At 46.9% G+C, this 21,859-nt stretch carries 20 protein-coding genes; 10 read left to right on the top strand and 10 right to left on the bottom strand.

From position 1 onward, the window contains the following. Positions 1–134 precede the first annotated feature (134 nt). The 9 genes from LRP50_RS19885 to trmY all read left to right on the top strand — a co-directional run bounded on the left by LRP50_RS19885 (position 135) and on the right by trmY (position 9,687). Complete coding sequence (locus LRP50_RS19885; RefSeq protein ID WP_274166194.1) at positions 135–1,118, top strand: sulfurtransferase; 984 nt, start codon at positions 135–137, stop codon at positions 1,116–1,118. A 122-nt stretch (positions 1,119–1,240) separates the two neighbouring features. Continuing rightward, positions 1,241–3,037 carry an FAD-dependent oxidoreductase gene (locus LRP50_RS19880; protein ID WP_274166193.1) on the top strand — a complete coding sequence of 599 codons (1,797 nt, stop codon included), beginning with the start codon at positions 1,241–1,243 and terminating at the stop codon, positions 3,035–3,037. Then, on the top strand, positions 3,034–3,804 hold the full coding sequence (locus tag LRP50_RS19875; protein WP_274166192.1) for a heterodisulfide reductase-related iron-sulfur binding cluster: 771 nt from the start codon (positions 3,034–3,036) through the stop codon (positions 3,802–3,804). Before LRP50_RS19880 ends, LRP50_RS19875 begins: the two co-directional genes overlap by 4 nt. Before the next feature lie 161 nt (positions 3,805–3,965). Further along, positions 3,966–4,643 (top strand): TVP38/TMEM64 family protein, encoded by a 678-nt coding sequence (locus LRP50_RS19870; protein ID WP_274166191.1) that lies wholly within the window; start codon positions 3,966–3,968, stop codon positions 4,641–4,643. A gap of 170 nt (positions 4,644–4,813) precedes the next feature. Then, complete coding sequence (locus LRP50_RS19865) at positions 4,814–5,998, top strand: ABC transporter substrate-binding protein (RefSeq protein WP_274166190.1); 1,185 nt, start codon at positions 4,814–4,816, stop codon at positions 5,996–5,998. A gap of 5 nt (positions 5,999–6,003) precedes the next feature. Next, positions 6,004–7,713 carry an ABC transporter permease gene (locus LRP50_RS19860; RefSeq protein ID WP_274166202.1) on the top strand — a complete coding sequence of 570 codons (1,710 nt, stop codon included), beginning with the start codon at positions 6,004–6,006 and terminating at the stop codon, positions 7,711–7,713. Beyond that, on the top strand, positions 7,679–8,341 hold the full coding sequence (locus tag LRP50_RS19855) for an ATP-binding cassette domain-containing protein (RefSeq protein WP_274166189.1): 663 nt from the start codon (positions 7,679–7,681) through the stop codon (positions 8,339–8,341). Before LRP50_RS19860 ends, LRP50_RS19855 begins: the two co-directional genes overlap by 35 nt. Continuing rightward, entirely contained in the window at positions 8,334–8,951 is a 618-nt protein-coding gene (locus LRP50_RS19850; RefSeq protein ID WP_274166188.1) for a CDP-alcohol phosphatidyltransferase family protein, read from the top strand. Before LRP50_RS19855 ends, LRP50_RS19850 begins: the two co-directional genes overlap by 8 nt. 139 nt (positions 8,952–9,090) lie before the next feature. Continuing rightward, on the top strand, positions 9,091–9,687 hold the full coding sequence (gene trmY / locus LRP50_RS19845; protein ID WP_274166187.1) for a tRNA (pseudouridine(54)-N(1))-methyltransferase TrmY: 597 nt from the start codon (positions 9,091–9,093) through the stop codon (positions 9,685–9,687). Between the two features lie 87 nt (positions 9,688–9,774). Here the strand turns inward: trmY and LRP50_RS19840 are convergent, their stop codons facing one another. Continuing rightward, positions 9,775–10,017, bottom strand: coding sequence for an HP1242/YdcH family protein (locus LRP50_RS19840; RefSeq protein WP_274166186.1), 243 nt, complete (start codon positions 10,015–10,017; stop codon positions 9,775–9,777). A gap of 239 nt (positions 10,018–10,256) precedes the next feature. Further along, positions 10,257–10,880, bottom strand: coding sequence for a cytochrome b/b6 domain-containing protein (locus tag LRP50_RS19835; protein ID WP_274166185.1), 624 nt, complete (start codon positions 10,878–10,880; stop codon positions 10,257–10,259). 211 nt (positions 10,881–11,091) lie between these two features. On the opposite strand from LRP50_RS19835, the gene LRP50_RS19830 reads away from it, so the two are divergent. Next, positions 11,092–11,547 (top strand): c-type cytochrome, encoded by a 456-nt coding sequence (locus LRP50_RS19830; protein ID WP_274166184.1) that lies wholly within the window; start codon positions 11,092–11,094, stop codon positions 11,545–11,547. A gap of 81 nt (positions 11,548–11,628) precedes the next feature. Here LRP50_RS19830 and LRP50_RS19825 read toward each other — a convergent pair whose 3' ends face one another. The 8 genes from LRP50_RS19825 to cmoA all read right to left on the bottom strand — a co-directional run bounded on the left by LRP50_RS19825 (position 11,629) and on the right by cmoA (position 21,742). Beyond that, positions 11,629–13,701 (bottom strand): sensor domain-containing phosphodiesterase, encoded by a 2,073-nt coding sequence (locus tag LRP50_RS19825; RefSeq protein WP_274166183.1) that lies wholly within the window; start codon positions 13,699–13,701, stop codon positions 11,629–11,631. Continuing rightward, on the bottom strand, positions 13,698–15,002 hold the full coding sequence (locus LRP50_RS19820) for a GGDEF domain-containing protein (RefSeq protein WP_274166182.1): 1,305 nt from the start codon (positions 15,000–15,002) through the stop codon (positions 13,698–13,700). Before LRP50_RS19820 ends, LRP50_RS19825 begins: the two co-directional genes overlap by 4 nt. 255 nt (positions 15,003–15,257) lie before the next feature. After that, entirely contained in the window at positions 15,258–16,421 is a 1,164-nt protein-coding gene (locus LRP50_RS19815) for a MalY/PatB family protein (RefSeq protein WP_274166181.1), read from the bottom strand. A gap of 130 nt (positions 16,422–16,551) precedes the next feature. Continuing rightward, positions 16,552–17,532: an alpha-L-glutamate ligase-like protein gene (locus LRP50_RS19810; protein ID WP_274166180.1), complete on the bottom strand. Its 981-nt coding sequence runs from the start codon at positions 17,530–17,532 to the stop codon at positions 16,552–16,554. A gap of 4 nt (positions 17,533–17,536) precedes the next feature. After that, the gene (locus tag LRP50_RS19805; RefSeq protein ID WP_274166179.1) at positions 17,537–19,042 is read right to left on the bottom strand and encodes an inactive transglutaminase family protein; all 1,506 of its coding nucleotides are present in this window, start codon (positions 19,040–19,042) and stop codon (positions 17,537–17,539) included. 40 nt (positions 19,043–19,082) lie between these two features. Beyond that, the gene (locus LRP50_RS19800; RefSeq protein WP_274166178.1) at positions 19,083–19,844 is read right to left on the bottom strand and encodes a putative ATP-dependent zinc protease; all 762 of its coding nucleotides are present in this window, start codon (positions 19,842–19,844) and stop codon (positions 19,083–19,085) included. Positions 19,845–19,936: 92 nt separating this feature from the next. After that, positions 19,937–20,908 (bottom strand): tRNA 5-methoxyuridine(34)/uridine 5-oxyacetic acid(34) synthase CmoB, encoded by a 972-nt coding sequence (gene cmoB / locus LRP50_RS19795; RefSeq protein WP_274166177.1) that lies wholly within the window; start codon positions 20,906–20,908, stop codon positions 19,937–19,939. Between the two features lie 105 nt (positions 20,909–21,013). Then, positions 21,014–21,742 (bottom strand): carboxy-S-adenosyl-L-methionine synthase CmoA, encoded by a 729-nt coding sequence (gene cmoA, locus LRP50_RS19790; protein ID WP_274166176.1) that lies wholly within the window; start codon positions 21,740–21,742, stop codon positions 21,014–21,016. Positions 21,743–21,859 lie beyond the last annotated feature (117 nt).

Below are 21,859 nucleotides of genomic sequence, written 5' to 3'. Positions count from 1 at the left end.
GACTAATTGTGTGATGCTTTTCAACGTGTTGGCACTAAAAAACAATCATAAAGCCTGCATCGAAGTTTCATGCCTCCGATTTCATTCTGCTCAGTGATGGGCGAAAAATTTTAAACGTTTTTGGAAGTGATGTGATGAAGAAATCGACAGTAGCAATCGGGGTACTCGCAGCGGTAATGGCGGCAGGTTATGTTGGCTATACCTCTATGTTTGGTGCAAAAGCCGTTCAAGTGAGTGCTGATGTGCTGAACGAAAAGTTCAATGAGTATGCAAACCCTGAAGCGTTCATTTCTGCGCAAGATTTGAAAAGCATTATGGGCACGGGTGCTGATGTGGTTGTTATTGGTGCACTAAACCCAGTAAAACCTGACGCGCCAATCGAAGGTTCATTCTCTATGTGGCGTAATGATTACTCTGCCGCTGAAGGTGACTACGCGTTCGATGGCATGCGTAATTCTGTCGATGAAATGGAAGCAATTCTTAGCCAATACGGCGCAACCCCTTCTTCTACCATTGTTGTTTACGCGGCTAATTCTCATCACGATGCTGCACGCCTTTTCTGGCAAATCAAAAACCTTGGTCATGACGATGTTCGCTACCTAGATGGCGGCTTGAACGCATGGATTGGCGAAGGCTTCTCAACCGGTAACGCAAACCCAACTGTAGCGGCAACCAACTACGTTGCTCCAGCTCCGCAAGAAGAAGTGAACGGCCTAGCGACGTTGGACATGGTGCTCGACGCTCAATCGTCTGAAGATTGGGTGATCCTTGATACTCGTGGTGCAAAAGAATTTGATGGTTCAACCACTGTTGGCGGCGCATTTGGTCCAGGCACTATTCCTGGCAGCGTTCACATTAACTGGACTCAAGCCCTTAACGAAGACAGCACGCTGAAATCAGCGGAAGAGCTGCAAGCGCTGTACGGCGACGTTATCAAAGGCAAAAAAGTTATCGCATATTGCCAGTCTGGTGTTCGTTCAGCACACACCCAAATGGTGCTGGAAGAAGTGCTAGGTGCAGAAGACATCTACAACTACGACGGCTCTTGGATTGAATACAGCTACGCCCACTACGAGCAAACACGCTCTGATGTAAAAGTACAAAACGGCAAAAGCTAATCATCCAAACCAGTTGCTTGGCTAATAAGCCAGTGAATAAGCCAGTGGGTCAGTGTGTTGCTGACCCCTGCTTCATGTGACTGATAAAAAAGAATTCAACTTCTACTGGAAGCATAAAAATAATGAGCAATGTAATCTTTAGCCAAAAAATCTATGACGCGGCACAACGCGTAGTAGATGGCTGTATGGGCGATGCGGATCCTGCATGTCAAACAGCATGTCCTATGCACACTGATGTTAAGCAGTATGTGCGTCTGGCCGGTGAAGGTAAGTATCAAGAAGCACTTGATACCATTCGCGGTAAATTGTTCCTGCCACAAACACTGGGCCGCATTTGTGCGCACCCTTGTGAAGCGGCATGTCGTCGTAACACTGAATACGGTCAAGCGATCAGTGTTGCTGGCATCAAACGCTTTGTTGCCGAGAAAATGGATAACAAAGAAAACTGGGATCTTGCTGTTCTTAACCCAACGGGCAAGAAAATCGCAATCATCGGTGCTGGCCCAGCGGGTGCACAGGCTGCGATTGAACTTCGCCGCAAAGGTCACAGTGTCACAATTTTTGAAAAACTAAATGTGTATGGCGGCATGATGCGCGTCGGTATTCCTGAGTACCGTCTGCCACGCAACGTTATCGATTTCGAATACAGCTACCTAGATATGCTGGGCATTGAAACTAAATTCGGTGTAGAAATCGGCAAAGACATCACTTTTGCTGAATTGCGTGAAACCCATGATGCTGTGGTTCTGGCTCATGGTGCGCACGTTGGTTCTATCATTCCGCTTCCAGGCCACAAAGCAGAAGGCGTTTTCTCTGCGGTTGAATACCTGAAAGAAATCTCTGAAACCCGCGCATTCCCACGCGCAGGTAAGCGCGTCATGGTCATCGGCGGCGGCGACGTAGCGATGGACTGTGCACGTTCTTCATGGCGCATCGGCGCAGATGAAGTGCACCAGTGTTCACTGGAAGGCATGGACAAACTGCCAGCTAGCCACGTTGAAATTGAAGAATCGCTGGAAGAAGGCGTGTCGTTCAATGCAGGTTGGGGCCCAATCTCTATCGAAGAGAAAGACGGCAAAGTGTTCTCGATCACTTTGAAGCGCGTTATTTCAATCTTGGATGAAAACGGCAACTTTGCTCCAAGCTATGCAGATGAAACACGCATTGTTGAAGTGGACACCGTGGTGTTTGCAACGGGTCAGGTTGTCGCTGACATCACTGATGGTGCGCTTGAGCAAACCCGTGGCGGTCGTTACGTGGTTGATAAGAACACCATGGCGACCTCGGTTGCAGGCGTTTACGTGGCAGGCGATGCATGCGGCGGTAACATCGTGATTGAAGCGATGGCGCTAGGTCGCAAAGCGGCAATGAGCATTGAGCGTCAATTCGCGGGCCGTCCTTTGGATGAAGGTCGTGATTTCCAAGACGAATACAGCTATGCCTCTCGTCTAGACATCCCGCTGCCAAAAGGCACGGTTGATGTTCCTCGTCTACACGGCGAATTACGTGATGCTGAAGAGCGTAAGCGCGACTTTGCTCAAGTTGATTTTGGATTTACCCAAGAACAAGTGAAACAAGAGTCTACTCGCTGTCTGCAATGTACTTGCAAACTGTGTATGAGTGAGTGCGTCATGATGAACGACTTCGGTGATTGTCCGAAGACCCTGTTCAATGACTTTGTGACCAAGAAAGAGATGGATCCACTGCTAGCTTACTCATGTAACGCTTGTGATCAGTGCACCATCGTGTGTCCGAAAGATTACCCAATGAAGGAAATCTTCCTGGGTGCTCGTGTTGATTTCGTTAACTCGAACAACGGTGAGTCTCCAATGAAAGGGCACAAAGCGATCAACATGCACCAGAAGCTTGGCTTCTCAAAACTCTTCACTATGGCTAAACGCGCGGTAACCACAAAATGACCAATAAAGTATTTATGCCAGGATGCAGCCTGCCATCCTACTCTCCAGAAGGCGTTGCCGCGATGGCTGCGCACCTGAAAAACGTATTCCCAGAGATGGGTGCGGTTCAAAAATGTTGTGGTAAGCCGACAGCGGCAATTGGTCAGGCTGACAAGTTTAAAGAGCGTTACGGCCAGCTTCAGGCTGACTTTGACATGCTACAAGCTGAAGAAGTGATCGTGGCGTGCCAAAGCTGCTACGGCATGATTAAAAAGTCAGGCGGTAAACAAAAGCCATTGTCGCTCTGGAAACTGCTGCCAACGATTGGTCTGCCAAAAGAGCTTGTTGGCAAAGCAAAAGACAGTGATGTGGTATTCACCATTCATGACTCTTGCTCTACGCGCTACGAGAAAGAACTGCAAGACGGTATCCGTTGGATCATGACTGAACTGGGCTACAAGATCGTTGAGCCTGAGTACACCCGTGAAAACACGCGCTGCTGTGGTTTTGGCGGCATGGTTGTGCCAGCAAACCCTGATATCGCGAACCGCGTTGTTCAACGCCGTGTTGACGAGTTCCAAAGTGACCACGTTGTTGTGTACTGCGCAGCATGCCGTGCATCCATGATGGGTGTGGGTCAAAACGCTTGGCATATTCTAGACCTGATGTTTGGTCCAGTGGTGATGAAAGACTCACCAGCGCCAGTGAACGTTTTGGCTAACCCGATGAAAGCATGGTTCAACCGTTACAAATCACGTTCTGCGCTGATTAAGTGCGTGTCACTGTAATCACCCATTACGTTTAATTTTTGGTCAAGTTAGCGTGTCACACCATCATGAACTTCCGGTTCCCCCGAGTGCGTTGATGGTGCTTACACGCTAACAGTTTGACCAAGTTCTTGCTCATGCAGCAAGACGTTATCGAATTCGTTTTTATCAGGTAACTCAAAATGAAATTTGTCAAAATTGGTTTGTTCGCTCTGGCAATTGCCGCGATTATCTTCGTTGCAAAACAAACAGGTATTCTTGAAATCATCACGGATATTAAGAGCCTACAAGACTGGATCGCGGGCTTCGGTGCGCTAGGTTATGTTGTGTTTGTTGCAGCATTCGTTTTTGCATGTGTGTTCTTGCTGCCGGGCAGTGCGTTCACCATTGTTGCGGGCATCGTGTTTGGTCCTATCAAAGGCGGTGTTCTTGCGCTGTTCTCTGCAACCTTAGGCGCAGTTGTTGCCTTCGTTGTTGCGCGTTTCTTGCTTCGTAACACCATCATGAAGAAGTTTGGCGACAACCCAATCTTTAAGAAGATCGATGACGGTGTGGCGCAAAACGGCACTAGCTTCTTGATCCTGACGCGTCTTGTTCCTGTGTTCCCATTCAGCCTGCAAAACTACGCTTACGGCCTAACCAGTTTGAACCTTGGCACTTACGCGCTGGTTTCTCTTGTTACTATGGCGCCGGGCGCGTTCATCTTCGCTTACATGGCGGGTGACATCGCAACGAACGGTGTGTCTGCAATGCTACTTGTTAAGTTTGCTGCTGCAGGTTTGGTGCTTTTCGGTATGTCTCTTATCCCGAAATACATTGCCAAGAAAAAAGGCATCAACATGGCAGATCTAGCGAAATAACTTGCGCTCTTTTCTGAAGTGAATATTGTGTCGTCCCTTGCTTCATGTAAGGGACGATTTTTGCGTTTTATGTCAGTCATACCCAAACACATTCGTGCTGAATAAGCAGCGTGAGGTTGCTTGGTTATGAAGAATGCAAACTGCCCAATAAAATAATAAGACCGAATTCGATGAAAAAACTAATTTCTGCCTTTGCCTTGTTAACGGCTTCGTTCGCGGTGCTGGCCACAGACCAGTTTACTACCGGTATGCATAAGACAGGCGCAAATATCCATAACTGGGAGCAGGTTGAAGCAGAAGCCGTAGGGCAAGATGTATATTTCCACGCATGGGGTGGGAATCAAGAAATAAACCGCTATCTGCAATGGGCAAAGAAAGAAGTTCAGCGTCGCTATGGTGTGACCTTGCATCACGTAAAAGTGGCGGATATTACGGAAACCACCACTCGATTGATCGCCGAGAAAGCGGCGGGCAAAGTACAAGGTGGCAGCGTTGACTTAATGTGGATTAATGGCGAGAACTTTAAATCGCTCAAAGACAACCAATTGTTGTTTGGCCCCTTTGTTGATGCGCTACCGAGTTGGCAATATGTCGACCAAGCGTTGCCTGTTACCGTGGATTTTTCAGAGCCAACCGAAGGCTTAGAAGCGCCATGGGGGATGGGTCAACTGGTGTTTGTTCATGATTTAGAAGAACTGGAAAGCCCGCCTCGCTCGTTCGCTGAGATGCTTCGTTACGCGCAAGCTAATCCAAACCGTATTACTTATCCGAGACCGCCAGAATTTCATGGTACTAGCTTCTTAAAAGCTTTGCTGATTGAGCTTTCCGGCAACGCACCTCGTTTACAAAACCCTGTTTCAGATACTGATTATGCAGCGGTCACTCAGCCGCTATGGGCGTACTTAGATGCTTTGCACCGTGTTGCGTGGCGTGGCGGTAAGCAGTTCCCTGCGGGCACAGCAGAAACGTTCCAATTGCTGGATGATGGTCAAATAGACTTAGCGATCACGTTTAACCCAAACGCGGTATATGCCGCACACGCGTCAGGCAATTTGGCAGAATCGACCCGTGCTTATGCGATGGATTCCGGTGCGCTGTCGAACATTCACTATCTTGCTGTGCCTTGGAACGCGAATGCCAAGGCCGCAGCGTTAGTGGTCACTAACTTCTTGCTTTGTCCTGAGGCGCAGTCGCGTAAAGGGAATATCGAGATCTGGGGAGATCCGTCGGTATTGAAAAGTGAGCACTTGTTTGGTTCCGCCAAAGACAATAAACCGTTTAAATCTGTTTCTGAAACTCACCCGAGTTGGCAAAGCGCCATCGAGAAAGAGTGGCTGAAGCGCTACGGAAGTTAGGTCTGATGCTACGTGTGTTCTATCTGCTAATTCTTGTTTGCTGTGTGTTGCCGACGGCCTTTGGGCTGCTCGGTGTTTCACTGTCGTCTCTTGGTTATATTCCGCCGCTGGGTATGCATCATCCATCGTTTGATGGTTTTGCCATGGTGTTTGATTGGCAGGGTGTTTGGCGGTCGATCGCGATGACGATCTACTCTACCGTTGCGAGCACGTATCTTGCTTGTATCATCACGTTTGCTATTTTACAGGCGAGTTGGGGGACGTCATTTTGGCGCAAAATTGAAGTCTCTTTGTCACCGCTTTTGGCGGTGCCGCATGTCGCGTTTGCGATTGGTTTTGCGTTCTTGTTTGCGCCGACAGGCATGGGTGCTCGGGTGATGCGTGAGTGGTTTGCCTATGATACGTCCGGGCAGAGTGGTGCCGATCTCGCGCTGGTGATTAATGACCCTCATGCGCTGGGCATGATCCTAATGTTGGCGTTAAAAGAAGTGCCTTTCCTTGTGCTGATGAGCATTTCCATCTTGCAGCAAGTGAACGTCAAGCAAATCGAAAAAGTGTCTGCATCATTGGGTTATAGTCGCGCGCAAGCATGGTGGAAGTGTGTGCTACCGCAATGGCTCACCAAGTTACGTTTCCCAATGCTGGCGGTGATGGCTTACGGTTTGTCGGTTGTTGATGTCGCAATGATTATCGGCCCAACCAACCCACCGACGTTTGCTGTGCTGGTATGGCAATGGTTTAACGATCCTGATTTATCTTTGCTGCCACGCGCATCTGCTGGCGCTGTGGTTCTGTTCATTATTTCCTTAATGCTGATTGGCCTTGCTCGTGCGGTGGAGTGGTTACTCACTAAGGGATGGCGAACGTGGCAATACTCGGGGAGACGCGGCATTGCGTTCCCTGGCAAAATTGTGTTTATGGGTTTGTTAACCTTGTCAGTTGCTATGATGCCGCTGATGCTGCTTTGGAGCGTTGCACAACGTTGGCGATTCCCTGATCTTCTTCCAAGTCGCTATAGCTTGCGCTTCTGGGAGTACGAGTGGGCGTCTATTCTCGGCACCATTGAACAAAGCATAGTGATTGCAGTCATTTCAGCGTCTATTGCGCTGGTTATGGCATTGCTGGCGCACGAGTATCGGCTACGATATCGCCTGCAAGTTCCAGGCTATATTATTGCGGTTCCTATGCTGATCCCACAGCTTTCAATTTTGTTTGGTATGCAAGTTGCCACTTTGTACCTTAGCAGTGATGCTCATTTCTCTTGGGTTTGCTGGGCGCATGTGTTCTTTGCCTTCCCTTATGTTTACTTGTCTTTAGATGGTCCATGGCGTAGCTACAACGAAGGTTTCACCCGTGTTGCTCTGAGCCTTGGGAAATCGCCTCTCCGTGTATGGCTAAAGATAAAGCTGCCTATTTTGCTTCCCGCGATCGTGTTTGCATGGGCTATCGGTATTAGCGTGAGCCTCGCACAGTATTTGCCAACGCTCGTATTGGGGGCTGGGCGGATCAGCACATTAACCACGGAAGCAGTGGCTTTGTCGAGCGGCTTTGACCGTCGAGTCACCGCCATTTATGCCATTTGGCAGGCGCTATTGCCGCTGTTGTTTTTCTCGTTCGCGATATTGATAAGCCATTTGCAGGTGAAATATCGTCGACTATCAATCAAAGGGTTGTTGCCAGATGAGTATCTGTCTCGAAAACCTCGCCATTCGTAAAACCTCAGGCGAGACCTTGTTCTCGTCGCTCAATATGTGTGTCGACAAAGGTGAAGTCCTTTGTTTGATGGGGCCAAGCGGGTGCGGGAAATCCACCTTGCTGGATGCCATTGCAGGGCACCTTTCTGGTGAGTTTATCTACACTGGCACCATTAGGTTGAATGGGGTGGTATTGGACAATCTGCCAGCGCATCAGCGAGATGTGGGCATTTTGTTTCAAGATGATTTGCTGTTTCCTCACTTACGGATTTGGGAAAACCTCGCGTTTGCGCTGCCGGACTCCATCAAAGGATCTGAGCGAAAAGATCGCGCCATGCAGGCGTTAAAACACATCTCGTTGGTAAATTTGGCCGATTCATTCCCTGACCAAATCTCCGGTGGTCAGCGAGCTCGCATTAGTTTGACGCGCATGTTGCTTGCCAAACCCAAGATAGCATTGCTCGACGAACCATTTAGTAAGTTGGATAACGATCTACGTACTCAGTTTCGTGACTGGGTGGTAGAACAATTAAAAGAAGCCGATATTCCGGCGTTAATGGTGACTCATGATGTCGCCGATATTCCGCCAGGTAGCCAATTGCTGACTTGGCCTTGGAACATGAAACAAAAGGAACAAACGAATGCTTGATAGCATGGGAATTCGCGCCGTACGTTGGCCGCTGGCGAGAGTCGCTGAAATGGTTGATGAAATGGGTGTTAGTGCGAATCAAACCACGGTGACTGGGTTTGTCATCGGCTTGCTTGCACTTCCTGCATTGGCGATGGAACAGTACGGTTTAGCGTTACTGTTTATTGGGATTAATCGCATCATGGACGGCTTAGATGGTGCGCTCGCACGTATTCAAGGCGTCACTGATGCGGGTGGTTTTCTCGATATTAGCCTCGATTTTCTGTTCTATTCATTGGTGCCATTTGGCTTTGTGTTGGCGAACCCTGATCAGAACGCATTAGTAGGCGCCTTCTTGATTTTCTCCTTCATCGGCACTGGGAGTAGTTTCTTGGCGTTTGCCATTATGGCGAGCAAGCAAGGTATCGACGATCCTGTCTACAAGAACAAATCGCTTTATTACATGACTGGCCTTACCGAAGGCTCGGAAACGATTCTCTGCTTTGTGCTGATGTGTGTGTTCCCTGCGAACTTTGTTGAGATAGCCTGTGTGTTTGGCGCTATGTGTTGGTTTACCACGTCATCACGTATCTACAACGGATTTCAGACGCTAAACAATCGAATTGCTTAATCGACGTTAACGGTAACGCGATTTCTTAGTTACATGTTCTGCCAAAGCTGGGAGAATGTCGCGCTTAAACTTATGACACCGATTCACCGTGCTGATTGCTTAGTAAGCAGCACGGATTAACTCTTCAGGAACATCTTCTATGCGTGCTTTTGTATTACGTGCCCGATCTACCTCTGTTGATAGTCAGCAAGTGTTGGCCTCTGTGGGCCAGGAAGCTCATACCGAGATTTTGGCTCACACTCTGATGAACGCTATTTTTGTGGCGCAATCTCACCGCGAAGATGTTGTTGTGTACTTGGTGTTGGAGAAGACGCAAGACTACTCTCGTACCATTCGCTTTACCGCAAACGACTTGACCAATGTGGGTGGCTTTCATGAGCAAGCCTTGCTGACCAAAGTTGCTCGCGCGTTGGATTGCTCGAAAGGCATGGGTAAAGAGCAAGAGCGTGAAGTTGAGCCGGGTATTACTGTGCGTACTGTGAGCTTTGAAAAGCTGATCACTGAGCTTTCTGAAGAGTACCAATTGTTCATGATGGACAAAAAAGGCACGCCTATTCGAGAGCAGAAATTCCCTGCGAATTCATGCTTTCTATTGACCGATCATCTCCCGATGCCGAAGAAAAGCTTCAATAGTTTGAAGCGATTAGGCACTGAGAAAATCAGCCTTGGGCCAAAAATGATCTTCGCTTCTCAGTGTGTGGTGTTGATTCATAATGAATTGGATCTTGCTGAATAAAAGCGTCTTCAGTTTGAGCAAAACAACGCCGCGGATCATAGCAATGATTCGCGGCGTAATTTTTGGTTTGGGGGATTTGAAAGAGAACTATTCGCCGGCGGCAATTCGTTGGTAAAGGGAGTCTTTCATCACTGATCGTTGATGTTTGAGTTGATGCATTGCATCGTCTCCAATCGGACCGTTATTCAACTCTAGCGTTCTAATTTCTTTGTCTAAGGCGTTGTATTTTTTATTGTCAGCGGCAAATGTTGAGTCTGCTTCGATAAGTGCGTTTATACGATTTTCTAGCTCAGGGAAATCGTCTAACAATGAGTGTTTTTCACCTAACATACCAACTCCTTTTGAGTGAGATTGACGCGATATATCCAAACACCAGCAGAGTGCTTGAATTGAAAGTTTAGCAGGCTATCTCATTGTGTTTCCAACCTTGGATAGGCGTTATTCAATGTTCTTACTCGATTTCCCATGAAAGAGACCAATTTCCGCGAAAGTGGTGGCATCTATACCCAATCAAACTGAATCCTAGATCTTCAGGTTGTTTAGCTGTAATTGGTTAATAACGTTCGAATTCAGGTGCTGATATTCAGAAATAACCCGACCAACCCTGCGATACTTGCGAGTAAAACCCCCGCGCGAATGTTGGAACGAAAAGAGACATTGAAATGGTTCACAATGGTTGTTTGCGTTCCCGTGATCATGGCTTTGACTAGCGGCTTCCCTCGGAGGTTGTAAATAACAATAGCGCAAAGATGCAGGGCAACAAAACCAAGCAAAATGTAGGCGAGATAGAGGTGCGTAGCGATCAGTAAGTCCATGTCATACAAGATACTGTCGTCGTGCAGGTAAGCATCAAAATATCCGCCCATCGACATGCCGACAAAACATTGTGCAATCAGCAGTGTCAACATGACAATTACCATCCAACCTCCAGCAGGGTTATGCCCGATGCCATTGTGTGTTTGTTCGTTTTTGATGTATCGAACAATGGTTTTTGGTGAGCGCAGGAACTGACGAAATCGACTGGTTTCACTACCAATAAACCCCCAAATAACCCGCCATGTAAGCAGAGTTGCCAGTGCGAGCCCAAATCGTTCATGCGGACCTATGGCGAAGAAGCCACTCAGAGCTAGGCAAGTGAACAGTAACGCTTGTAGCCAGTGGTAAAGACGGGTTGGCAGATCCCATATCTTCATGTTTTATATCCGGTTATTATATCGTATCAATGGATTTTACCTTTTTTGCACAGCAAGAAAGGGCAGCAAACGGCGCTATAGGTCAGCCAAGGCGCGTGTAGTTCGAATTTTCGATGCCATTCTCTTGATGAAAAAAGCGCTTTGAGATTACTAGGAAGATCTCTAATCGGCAATTAAAACAAATTGTTACAATAAATGAAGGATGTAATAAATGCGAAAACTAAGCGTGTCGAAGGTGTGGCTTTCGATGCTATCTGCAGGCTTTCTAATGGCTGCAAGCGCAACGGCTGGCGATTTCACTCAGCAAATCGATGAACGTCAAAAAGGCTTTTTATCATTTGCAGATAACGTAAAAACCATGAAGAAGCTAGAAGATGGTCGTGATTCTGATTGGGAGAAAATACGAGCGCTGGCGATACAGAACAGTGAAACCTTAGCGACGCTTCCTGCTTTGTTTCCTGAAGGGAGTGATACGGGCAGCCGCAGCCGAAGCACGGTTTGGACAAAGTGGGACAAATTTGAGAAAGACTTATCTAAGTTAGACAGCCAGTTTGTTGATATGGCGTCAGCAGCAGAAGCGCAAGATGCAAAGGCGCTGACCAAAGCATTCAAAGCTGCAGATCGTAGCTGTAAAAGCTGCCACCGTGGATTTCGTGTGAAGCGCTAATAGAGTTTCGATACTCAATAATATAGCACCTTGAAGGGTGCTATTTTATTTTGTCTTTATGAGTGGATTTGCCACTGCTTTTTATTGAAGCCATTCCACTGCCGTGGGCCTATGGAACAAGTAGCCTTGTAAATAGTCGATTCCCAACCCCTTCAAATAGGATGCTTCTTCGTCTGTTTCTACACACTCTGCGACAACCTTGATTTTCAAAGTATCCGCCACTGATTTGAGGTTCTCGATGATTTTGCATTTTATTGGGTCATTAATGCAATTTCGTACCAAGGAACCATCAATTTTTACCGAATCTACAGGCATAGTGAGTAGTTGGTTATACGAAGCATGCCCCGCGCCAAAATCATCAAGTGCTAGTTTGAAACCATTGTTTTTAAGGGTGTTGAGATTATCAAAAAGTAGATTTTGACTTTCAATCTCGCCAGATTCGACAATTTCAATAACGACTTTTTGGGTGTTGATTGTATGTTGCTTAGCCCATAGCACCAGTGCATCCACTGCTCGTGTGTCGCATAGGAACTCTGGCGTTAGGTTAATGGAACCCGTGTCATAGCTGCTTTCATCTAACGAGCCAAGGTACGTAAGTTGTTTATACAGCAGCATGTTTTCGAGCGTATCGAGGTAGCCTAATCGTTGTGCACACTGAAAAACCGCTCCGGTGTTGAGTATTTTTCCATCCATAGAGAATTGGCTGAGTAGCTCAAAACTCTGCTTATCGGGGTGTGCTAGGTTCAGATAGCTTTGCTTAAGCAGACTAATGTTATCAAAACTAAGCTCGTCCAGCAGGGTGATGTAATCATCCATTGCTGTTTCGTCGCAGTTAATCACAGTGGCACCCATGTGCTTATCCGCTAAGCGCATGTTCACGTTAAGCCGGTTGACTGCTGGCTTTATGCGAATGCCTTTTTGGCATCGACAATAGTAAATTCGATCGGGTCGGTAATTGATGCTTCGACGCTGTAGGTATTGATCCAAGTGCTCCGGGATACTTTCTAATTGTTCCACCGAACTGGGCGTGTTTTCGACGATAAAAACCAACGAGGAAACGTCATAAAGCATGAAACTCAAGTCGTATACGGCGGTGTTGTGTTTAAAGAAATACGCGATTTGACGCAATATCGCGTCTCGCTTTTCTAGCGGGTATTTAAACGCAGGCCTCAGATCTAGTGCGCACACGAGAAAGTCATTCATCTCTAGGGTTAATGCGTTGAGTTTTTGGAACGTACCAAAGTGACTTTGTGCGTCGGTGTAGAGGTTTTTGGTGTTTTTCTCTATCTGCCGTCGTAACGTCAATTTGTATTCCAGCATGATGTAGATGATCACACAAAACATGGAGAAAACAGCCAATTTAGAATTTAGCGCAGTGAGATCACTGGGGTCATTGGTTTGGAATAGAAAGCTATACCCAATGATCATCAGTACGACGAGTGCTAATTCCGAAAAATTAAACACAGCGAGAATCACAAGAGGGGCGAGTAGCAAGTATGTCAGGTAGCTTTGGTTAGCAATGTTACTTTCAACATTAAGCACCAACAAAATACTGCCAATCACCAACATTTTGTAGATCCATTCAGAGACCGATACATCAATGAATGAACGCGTAAATGTGCGAATAGAATTGGGATGATAGAAGCAGTGAAGCGCTAGCACGATAATGGGTGCAGTAATCAGTACACCAATGGAATCGGTGAGGTACAAATTGAGTGCGGCTTCAAGAGAAAAAGCGTCAGGTGCAAATAGGGCTAGTGATAATGCGCCTAACCCCGGCGTGAAGAAAACGTAATAGCAAAACGCGACACGGTTAGCATAATAATGGTGTCGATATTTTTCGAAAACACATACCGATGCAGATAGTGCCGCCGTCACCACTAAGGTATAGAGCAGCCCAATGCCACTTGGAATGGGATTGAACAGGTAGTATGACATCAGCGCCAAAAAGGCACCTAACACACCGCTTCGTCCATAAATGCAAGTGACGGCAACCATGGCTCCTGTGGTGACAGAAAGCAATAAGTTGTTTGTGATCTCTTCTCTCGCAAACCACGATACTTTGGTGCTGAGCAAAACCAATACAAATGAAAGCAAAACATGCTTGGCGTAGTCTGCGTGAGAACGCTCTGACACTTGAAGATAATATTTCACAGTATGGTCACTCGGTTTCGGCCACGATGTTTAGATTCATATAGCGCGGTATCAGCGATTTTATAGGCGTCCACAAACGTTGTCTGATGTGTGGTTAATCCACCAATGGACACGGTGACATCCAGCCCCGCTATTTTTTCGTTGGCAATAGCTAGGCGAATTTGCTCCGCTTTATCGACTAAGATGCCTTGATGCATATTTTTGAAAACAATAATGAATTCTTCCCCTCCCCAACGTATGGCGGCATCGCCAGTACGTATTTGAGACGAGATGATTCGAGCACATTTCGCCAGTACTTCATCGCCTTTGGCATGTCCATGTTGATCGTTAATTTGCTTAAAATGGTCAATATCGAGAACCAGCAATGAAAAACTGGTCATGCGCTTTAGTTTCGGCTCGTAGTAATCGCGACGATAAAGGTTGGTCATTTCGTCGGTTTTGATTGAGCGTCCTTGTTTCCGCAATACATGTGAACCAAGTTGATACAACACCGCTAGCAGCAATGAAGGCCACAGAGCTTTCATGATGATGTCGGTGAAAGAAAACCCGACACTAAATGTGATTGCATTTGAACAGGGAAAAAACGCCGTTGTGGTATACGCATTGTTTTTCCCGTCAATGTTAAGCGTGGTGTAATGCAGATCGTTGTATGCATCAATCTGGTTTTGAATGTAGCTTTCATTTAAATCGACCGAGACGAGCGCATCCAAAGCTTGGTGATTATGAATGGGGTAATACACCGTTCTGATCGGTTGTTCAGTGACTTTTTCAACATACGGTTCGCTTAAGCGCACATTGCATTCATAGAACTCTTGGTATGTGTTATTTAGCTGCTCACGGACAACGACACGTTCTATTACATCGTTTAAACGATATTGTTCAAAGGCGTCAGTGTATTGCTGTCTCAAAGGGAGAAAGTGCGCGTATAGGCTCGGGTTCTCGAGTACGGCAACTGTCCATATACTATTGGGGGCAAGCGCTTCTAACTGCGTGCGTAACTTCAGTATCCCGGGGGAGAGATGCTTAACGGACATATTGTCTTGCCTCACCAACAAACTGACACCGTCGTTCTCATGAACACCTTTGTTAAGTACAAAGTCGGACGAGTTGTTGTAGTAAGAACCAAAGCGGCGAATGGTTTCAAAAATGCTATGAAAGTTAGTTTGTAATTGAGTAACCAAACCCTGCGTATGGGCCATATTGAAAAGCTGAAGTGCTGTTGACGTGACCAACAGTGACAAGATAAATACGCGAACGAACGAATAGGGAAGAAAACGATTCACGTTTGAAGAAATATGCATGGTCAATCGCTACGGCCAGTTAAAAACAATAAGGTCAATTATGTGACGTGTGTCGAATTTTTCCGGCAGTGTATTCGATTTGTCTATTTATTCAACTGTTTTATTTTGTCGCAAACTTCGAAATTTTTGATGGTGCTGTTTGTTGCGGGTGATATGGAGGCGTTGGCGGGGTGTATCATCACGGCATAAGTTGCTCACTTGTTTTGTGAGCAACTTATGTTACTGATGTTAAGCGTCTATTTGTTGAACATGAATCTATCGGTCAAGCGCCGCAATGGCAGTTTTCATTCTTAGCAGCGCTTCTTCTAGCGTTTTTTTGGTGCAGCCAAAATTCAGCCTCACAAATTTTCGGTTTCCAAAATCTAATCCCGGAGACATACCCACACCGGCTTTTTCAAAGAAGCTGAAAGGATTGTCGACAGGTAACTCACTGCAATCAATCCACGCGAGATAGGTGGCTTCGATGTGTTCGAGTTTCAGTCCAGGTAGGGCGTTAATTTCCTGCATCAAATAGTCACGATGACCCGCCAAATAATCGAGTTGGGCTTGTAGCCAGCCTTCGCCGTGTTGATAGGCTGCTTCAGCGGCGGTGAACGCGAGAACGTTAACACCGGGCACAATGCCGCGTTTGGCACGATTAAAGCGAGCACGAATATCGGCGTTCGGAATGATGGCGATAGAGGCGCCGAGCCCAGCAATGTTAAAGGTTTTGCTTGGCGCCATCAGGGTGACACTGCGTTGTGCGGCACTTTCGTTCAAGCTGGCGAAAGGGATGTGCTGGCAATCTTTGTCCAAAATCAGGTCACAATGAATTTCATCACTGCAGATGAGCAAGTTGTGTTTTTCGGCAAACTCTAGTGTGGCTTCTAGCTCTTCACGTCGAAAAACTGTGCCGCCCGGATTGAGAGGATTACACATTTGCAGTAACCCTCCTTGGCCAGTCAACTGATCTTCTATGTGGTTGAGGTTTGGTAGCCATCTTCCATTTTCAAGCTCTACAGGCGCTTTCAGTAAAGGGCGCTCTGCAAATTTTGCGGATGAAATGAAAGGGGGATAAATAGGGCTAGGGCTGATAATGGCTTGACCTTCATCAGTTAGGGCGCGCGCGGCAATGTTCAACCCACAGACTAGCCCTGGAAGGTAGACCACCCATTCGGGCTGTATGTCCCAACCGTAGCGTTCTGCCATACGAGAAACAAAGATTTCTGTCAGTGACTCAGGGGCATGGGTATAACCAAATACGCCATGTGCAACACGTTCTTGTATGGCACTGATCACTTGAGGAGGCGATTGAAAGTCACTGTCGGCGACCCACATCGGCAGAATATCTTTGCCTTTGTATTTATCCCATTTGTCGCTGCTTGTGGCAGTGCGATCGACTTCTTTGTCAAAATCGAATACAGACTGATTGGCTTCCATGTCCCCGTCCTTACGTCTTAGTGTGCTCTTGGATTATTGAGCTTAATGAAAGTGATGCTTCAAGGTAAAGGTAAATCAGTTTTAAGATATTGACGTTTAGGATAAAAAAATCGGGCTTTCGCCCGATTTTTTACTTTTGATTTAGTGTGTCACTAAAATGTGCTCTGGCATACGCCACGCGCTCTTTTGGCGTTGTTGGTGTAGCAGACGTGCCGAGATGCTCAATGTGACGCAGTCTAGGCAGTAGACCACAACCATTGGCGATTTGAATCGCTAAGCCGGGTCTAGCATTTAGCTCCAACACCATAGGGCCTTGTTCTTTATCAAGCACCATGTCGGTACCGATGTAGCCAAGCCCTGTCATTTCCCACGCACTCGCGGCAAGCTCTAGAAGTTGTTCCCAATGAGGCACATTGAGTTCACTCAATAGGCGGCCTGTATCGGGATGGTGCTCAATAGGGCGATTGAATTGAACGGCGCGGACAGCTTTGCCTGTGCCAATATCAATGCCTACTCCCACAGCACCTTGGTGAAGGTTGGCTTTGCCGTCAGATGCTGCGGTAGACAAGCGCATCATTGCCATGACGGGATAACCTTTAAACACGATAACGCGAATATCTGGCACACCCTCGAAACTGAACCCCTCAAACACATCATCAAATTGAATGAGGTTTTCAACCACGGCGACATCGTTTTTACCGCCTAAGGAGAATAAGCCTGCCAAGGTGTTGGTGATGTGACGTTCCACTTCACTTTTGCTGACTTCTGCACCAGACGGTTTTTTATAAACACCGTCTTTGTTAGAAGTAACAACCAATATTCCTTTACCACCAGAACCTTGGGCGGGTTTGATAACAAAACCTGGCCAGTTTTCTACCATTTTGTGGATAGAAGGCACACTGTGCTGCGCGTTAATGACGCCTATCAACTCTGGAACCGTGGCCCCTGCTTGTTGGGCAAGGTGTTTGGTTTTTAGTTTGTTATCCACCAAAGGAAACAATCTGCGCTGATTGTAGCGGCCGATGTAACTGATGTTACGTCGGTTCATGCCCATGATGCCGGCACGTTCGAGCTTAAAGGGTGACGTGTATTTTTTTAACCATCCCAACATGCGCTTAGTCCTTCACGAGAGGCTTAAAGCGCTTCAATTCACTCAGTCGATAACCCGTGTAGTTACCTAGCATGAGTATTAACGCCAGAATCACGAGTTGAATCCCAATGAAATTGAAGGTGATGTGGCGTACGAAATCATTGGTCATGGCAAGGTAAACCAGAACGGCTGTTAGTAGAGAGCCACCGCCTTGCACCAAGACTTCTTTCGGGCCTTCTTCTTCCCAGATAATCGACATACGTTCGATGGTCCAAGAAAGGATAATCATAGGGAAGAAGGTAATGCTTAGGCCTTCAACCAATCCAATCTTAAATGCGACAACGGTAAATACGGAGATAATCAAAATAACCGTGATGATAACGGCAGATATCCTCGCAACTAACAGTAAGTTCAGCCGTGACAAGTAACTGCGAATAACCAGACCTGTGCCGACGATCAAAAGGAAGCCAACGATGCCGGGCACAAGCTGTGTTTGCACAAAGGCAACCGCGATCAAAACAGGCATGAAGGTGCCGGAAGTTTTAAGGCCAACCAACACGCGCAGCAGCACAACGATCAGTGCGCCAATAGGCACAAGCATGATGGTTTTGAACATGGCTTGCTCTTCGATAGGCAGGCTATGGATCGAAAAGTTTAAAAGGCTTTCTGCTTGAATCTTCTCGTCGGTGGCTTGTTTGGGGCTAATGTCTTGCGAAATGATAGAGAAACTAACTTGGCTGTTAGTACCTCCAGTGACTTCTAACATTGGTGTGCCTTTCTCATTCCACAGCAGCAGATCTTGGGATGTATCTTTTGCGCCAGTTTCGAGGTTAAACAACTGCCAGTGTTCGTTGTCCCATGTTTCGACCATAGGGATAATGCTCTGGCGACGGCGTCCATCTTCCAATTGCAGTGCGCCAACGACGCGAGCATGCACATTGTCGAGTGAAAGGATGGCGACAATAGCGTCAGCCTTGCTCATCTCTTTGGTAAGCAGAGCGGCATTTTGGCTTTCGTTATCATTGAACTGTTTGATGATTTCGCGGGTCAGCGTGCTGTTATCCGCCGAACGTTGGATAGCTTGCGCCAAAATTGCATCTGCCGCCGTTTTCACGGGGCCATCAAGGGCGATAGGGGCAACGTTGCTTAACGGCGGCTCATTGGGGAATTTCGCGTTTTCATCCACCAACATTTGGTTTTTGAAGTACAAGATCTGTTGGCCACTGGCTACGCGTTTCGTCCACTCAGCGCGGCGGCCATCTTCGGTGTTAACCAGTGCAAACCCGTAACCTGGAGAGCTGGTGTTTTCGTTAATAAGCGTAAAGCCAGACTGTGTGTCCGGCGTTGCTAAAGAGACTTTAACGGGGTCGCCTTTGGCTTCAAATTCAACGCGGGCCTCAACTTCCCACACTTGGTGTTTTTGACCAGCAGTCCACGGCACACCGTAGACGTCATGACGATACATACTCATGCCCATACCAACAACAATGAGCAGGCTGATAAGCATGTAAAACGGAGCGCGTGAAGTCATTTTTTCCTCTTTCGCTTAACTGACAATGTAAAGTCAGTGGCTATTTGTTTTCGGCGACAAACTTTGGATGAACATATGATTGACTGACATCAACCACAGCAATGTCTTTAAAAAACTCTCGACCTAGCAGTACCGGAAATTCCATTTGGGAACGGTCAGCAAGCGTAAATTGTGTTTTCTCATGCAGGTCTCCCAGTCTGACACGTAACTCTACGACAGGACGGCGTTCGAGTTCGTCTGCCGATGCTTGGCGTATTTTCACCCAACGTTTGACTTGAGCCTCAATGGTTACAGGATCTGCTTCCGTTGTATCTTCTGATTTTGCGTGCGCTAAATTAAAGCGTACCCATGTCTTTCCGTCACGCTCAAAGTCTTGAATGTCTGTGGCATTGATAGACGAGGTCGTTGCACCAGTATCAACACGGGCTTTGAAGTTCTCTCCAGCAGCATCAATCCAAACCCATTCTTGTTCACCTAATGTGGTTTTGTCTTGTGTTGCGGGCACCGGTACTTCTTTCTCAACGTAGACCACTTTAGGCTCGGGGCGGTTAGCCTCGGTACGAGCTTGAGTCTGTCTTAATACTTTGAGTGTGTCAGACATCGAAAGAAGCTGTTGTTCAAGGGTTGCGATTTGCGCTTGTTGGGCAACGGCATTTTGATTTATCGCGGTTAAATCGGTCTGTATATTGGTTTCGATATCGTTGATGGCGTCCAATGTCTGCTGATGCTGCTCTTGAGATGTCAGGCTACAGCCAGAAAGAACAGTGAGAATCAAAATCAGCAATCCGCTGCGAGTTAGCATGAGGAGCTCCGTGCTGGATAGTTAACGAGTTCAATTGAAGGTACTTAGTTTACATTGAAAAAAAGGACGCGAGAAGCGTCCTTTGTCATGGGTTAGTCAGGATTTTTTGCTACTAAAATCGCGCGCTTAGGTGCGGGGTAGCCTTCTATAGTTTTCGACGGGTCATTCGCATCCAAATATTCTGGCAGTGAATTATGCGTCATCCATTCGGTCGAACGTTGTTCGTCGGTGGTTGTCGTGCACTCATCAACAATACGCACATCAACAAAGCCAACTTTCTCTAGCCATACTTTGAGCGCTTTTGCTGATGGGAAGAAGTACACGTTGCGCATTTGTGCATAGCGATCAATCGGAACAAGAACGGCATTTTCGTCGCCTTCGATCACCAATGTTTCTAAAACCAATTCGCCATTTTTGACCAATTGGTTTTTCAATTGGATCAAGTGATCTAACGGAGAGCGACGGTGATACAGCACACCCATGCTAAATACCGTATCAAAAGATTTGAGTTCAGGAAGGCGCTCAATACCCAGTGGTAGCAAATGTGCACGTTGGTCGTTGCCCATTAGGCGTCGCATGGCTTCAAACTGCACCAAGAACAGTTCTGAAGGGTCAATACCGACAGTGAGTTCAGCACCTTCGCCGAGCATGCGCCACATGTGATAACCATTGCCACAGCCGACATCCAGAACATAACGTCCTTTAAGCGGGGAAATATGTGGAAGTACACGATCCCATTTCCAATCAGAGCGCCATTCGGTGTCAATATGAATGCCGTGAACTTTATACGGACCTTTACGCCATGGGTGGAACGTACGAAGTAGGTTTTCTAATTTCGCACGTTGGCCTTCTGGGAGTTCGTTTTCCGATCCAATTTCAACGCGATCTTTTAGTTCTACCGTTGATGGGGCATCGGTAGGGATCTTTTTCAGTACGCGCATCCATTTGGGCATATCGCCATGCGGTTGGTCTTGCCATTCCGCAAGTTGCGCCGGCAAGACGTTTAGCCAGTTTTGCAGGCGGTTCTTAGCAATCAATTGGTAGAAATCAGAAAAATCGAACATGGCTTATTGGTCTGTCTGTTATGAGTCTATTTAATGTTGTTTGCTCGTTGCGAGAAGAGCGAAACTTGCTTTACCTAGGTCCTAGGCTCTCAGCTACTTAATTACTTACTTGATTGCAAACATCGAGCCGAAGTTAAAGCATTGGAACCACACGGCGATGCTACTAAAGCCAATATCGCTTAAACGTTGCTTATGGCAATCAATGGTATCGGGTTTCATCACATTTTCTAATGCACTGCGCTTTTGGCTGATTTCCAATTCGCTGTAACCATTGGCACGTTTGAAATCATGGTGCAAATCGATAAGCAGTTCATGGGCAGTTTCATCAGCAAAGCTGTATTTCTCAGACAAAATCAGAATGCCACCAGGTTTCAAACCAGCGTAAATCTTTTTCAGTAGAGTCAGACGATCATCCGGATTCAAAAACTGCAGCGTGAAGTTTAGGACAACCACCGATGCATTTTGAATATCGACGTTGCGAATATCTTCCTCTATCACGTTGACGTCTGTGTCTGAACGATAGGCATTGACGTGCAGTTTGCAGCGCTCAACCATGGCTGGGGAGTTATCAACGGCCACAATGTTGCAGTTTTCAGCTTTGATATGGCGACGCATTGAAAGGGTTGCAGCACCCAGCGAGCAGCCAAGATCATAAACGGTTGAACCGTCAGATGCGTAGCGCTCAGCGAGCATTCCAATAGCGGATATGATGTTGCTGTAACCGGGTACAGAACGTTGGATCATATCGGGAAAAACTTCAGCCACGTTTTCATCGAACGTGAAATCACCCAGTTTTTCAATTGGCGCAGCAAAAATGTTATCGCGATTGGCCATCGGAACCTGCCTTGATAGTAACAACAACATGCACTTAATGCCTTGGCATGCTGTTTCTAAATCATCTTATGCGCGGAATTCCGTCCCGCACCGAGAGGGCGCGTATTGTAGAGAATT

This window comes from Enterovibrio gelatinilyticus, from assembly GCF_028683095.1.
Taxonomy (GTDB): Bacteria; Pseudomonadota; Gammaproteobacteria; order Enterobacterales; family Vibrionaceae; genus Enterovibrio; species Enterovibrio gelatinilyticus.
The sequence above is the reverse complement of the archived record's forward strand: the minus strand, read 5'-3'. Positions and strand labels throughout refer to the sequence as shown.

Bases quoted from the DNA above. Each gene is read 5' to 3' on its own strand.
- LRP50_RS19860 (WP_274166202.1), top strand. From the start codon at position 6,004: ATGCTACGTGTGTTCTATCTGCTAATTCTTGTTTGCTGTGTGTTGCCG.
- LRP50_RS19855 (WP_274166189.1), top strand. From the start codon at position 7,679: ATGAGTATCTGTCTCGAAAACCTCGCCATTCGTAAAACCTCAGGCGAG.
- LRP50_RS19880 (WP_274166193.1), top strand. From the start codon at position 1,241: ATGAGCAATGTAATCTTTAGCCAAAAAATCTATGACGCGGCACAACGC.
- cmoB (WP_274166177.1), bottom strand. From the start codon at position 20,908: ATGTTCGATTTTTCTGATTTCTACCAATTGATTGCTAAGAACCGCCTG.
- LRP50_RS19870 (WP_274166191.1), top strand. From the start codon at position 3,966: ATGAAATTTGTCAAAATTGGTTTGTTCGCTCTGGCAATTGCCGCGATT.
- LRP50_RS19840 (WP_274166186.1), bottom strand. From the start codon at position 10,017: ATGTTAGGTGAAAAACACTCATTGTTAGACGATTTCCCTGAGCTAGAA.
- LRP50_RS19885 (WP_274166194.1), top strand. From the start codon at position 135: ATGAAGAAATCGACAGTAGCAATCGGGGTACTCGCAGCGGTAATGGCG.
- LRP50_RS19875 (WP_274166192.1), top strand. From the start codon at position 3,034: ATGACCAATAAAGTATTTATGCCAGGATGCAGCCTGCCATCCTACTCT.
- trmY (WP_274166187.1), top strand. From the start codon at position 9,091: ATGCGTGCTTTTGTATTACGTGCCCGATCTACCTCTGTTGATAGTCAG.
- LRP50_RS19810 (WP_274166180.1), bottom strand. From the start codon at position 17,532: ATGTTGGGATGGTTAAAAAAATACACGTCACCCTTTAAGCTCGAACGT.
- cmoA (WP_274166176.1), bottom strand. From the start codon at position 21,742: ATGGCCAATCGCGATAACATTTTTGCTGCGCCAATTGAAAAACTGGGT.
- LRP50_RS19800 (WP_274166178.1), bottom strand. From the start codon at position 19,844: ATGCTAACTCGCAGCGGATTGCTGATTTTGATTCTCACTGTTCTTTCT.
- LRP50_RS19850 (WP_274166188.1), top strand. From the start codon at position 8,334: ATGCTTGATAGCATGGGAATTCGCGCCGTACGTTGGCCGCTGGCGAGA.
- LRP50_RS19865 (WP_274166190.1), top strand. From the start codon at position 4,814: ATGAAAAAACTAATTTCTGCCTTTGCCTTGTTAACGGCTTCGTTCGCG.
- LRP50_RS19805 (WP_274166179.1), bottom strand. From the start codon at position 19,042: ATGACTTCACGCGCTCCGTTTTACATGCTTATCAGCCTGCTCATTGTT.
- LRP50_RS19835 (WP_274166185.1), bottom strand. From the start codon at position 10,880: ATGAAGATATGGGATCTGCCAACCCGTCTTTACCACTGGCTACAAGCG.
- LRP50_RS19830 (WP_274166184.1), top strand. From the start codon at position 11,092: ATGCGAAAACTAAGCGTGTCGAAGGTGTGGCTTTCGATGCTATCTGCA.
- LRP50_RS19820 (WP_274166182.1), bottom strand. From the start codon at position 15,002: ATGCATATTTCTTCAAACGTGAATCGTTTTCTTCCCTATTCGTTCGTT.
- LRP50_RS19815 (WP_274166181.1), bottom strand. From the start codon at position 16,421: ATGGAAGCCAATCAGTCTGTATTCGATTTTGACAAAGAAGTCGATCGC.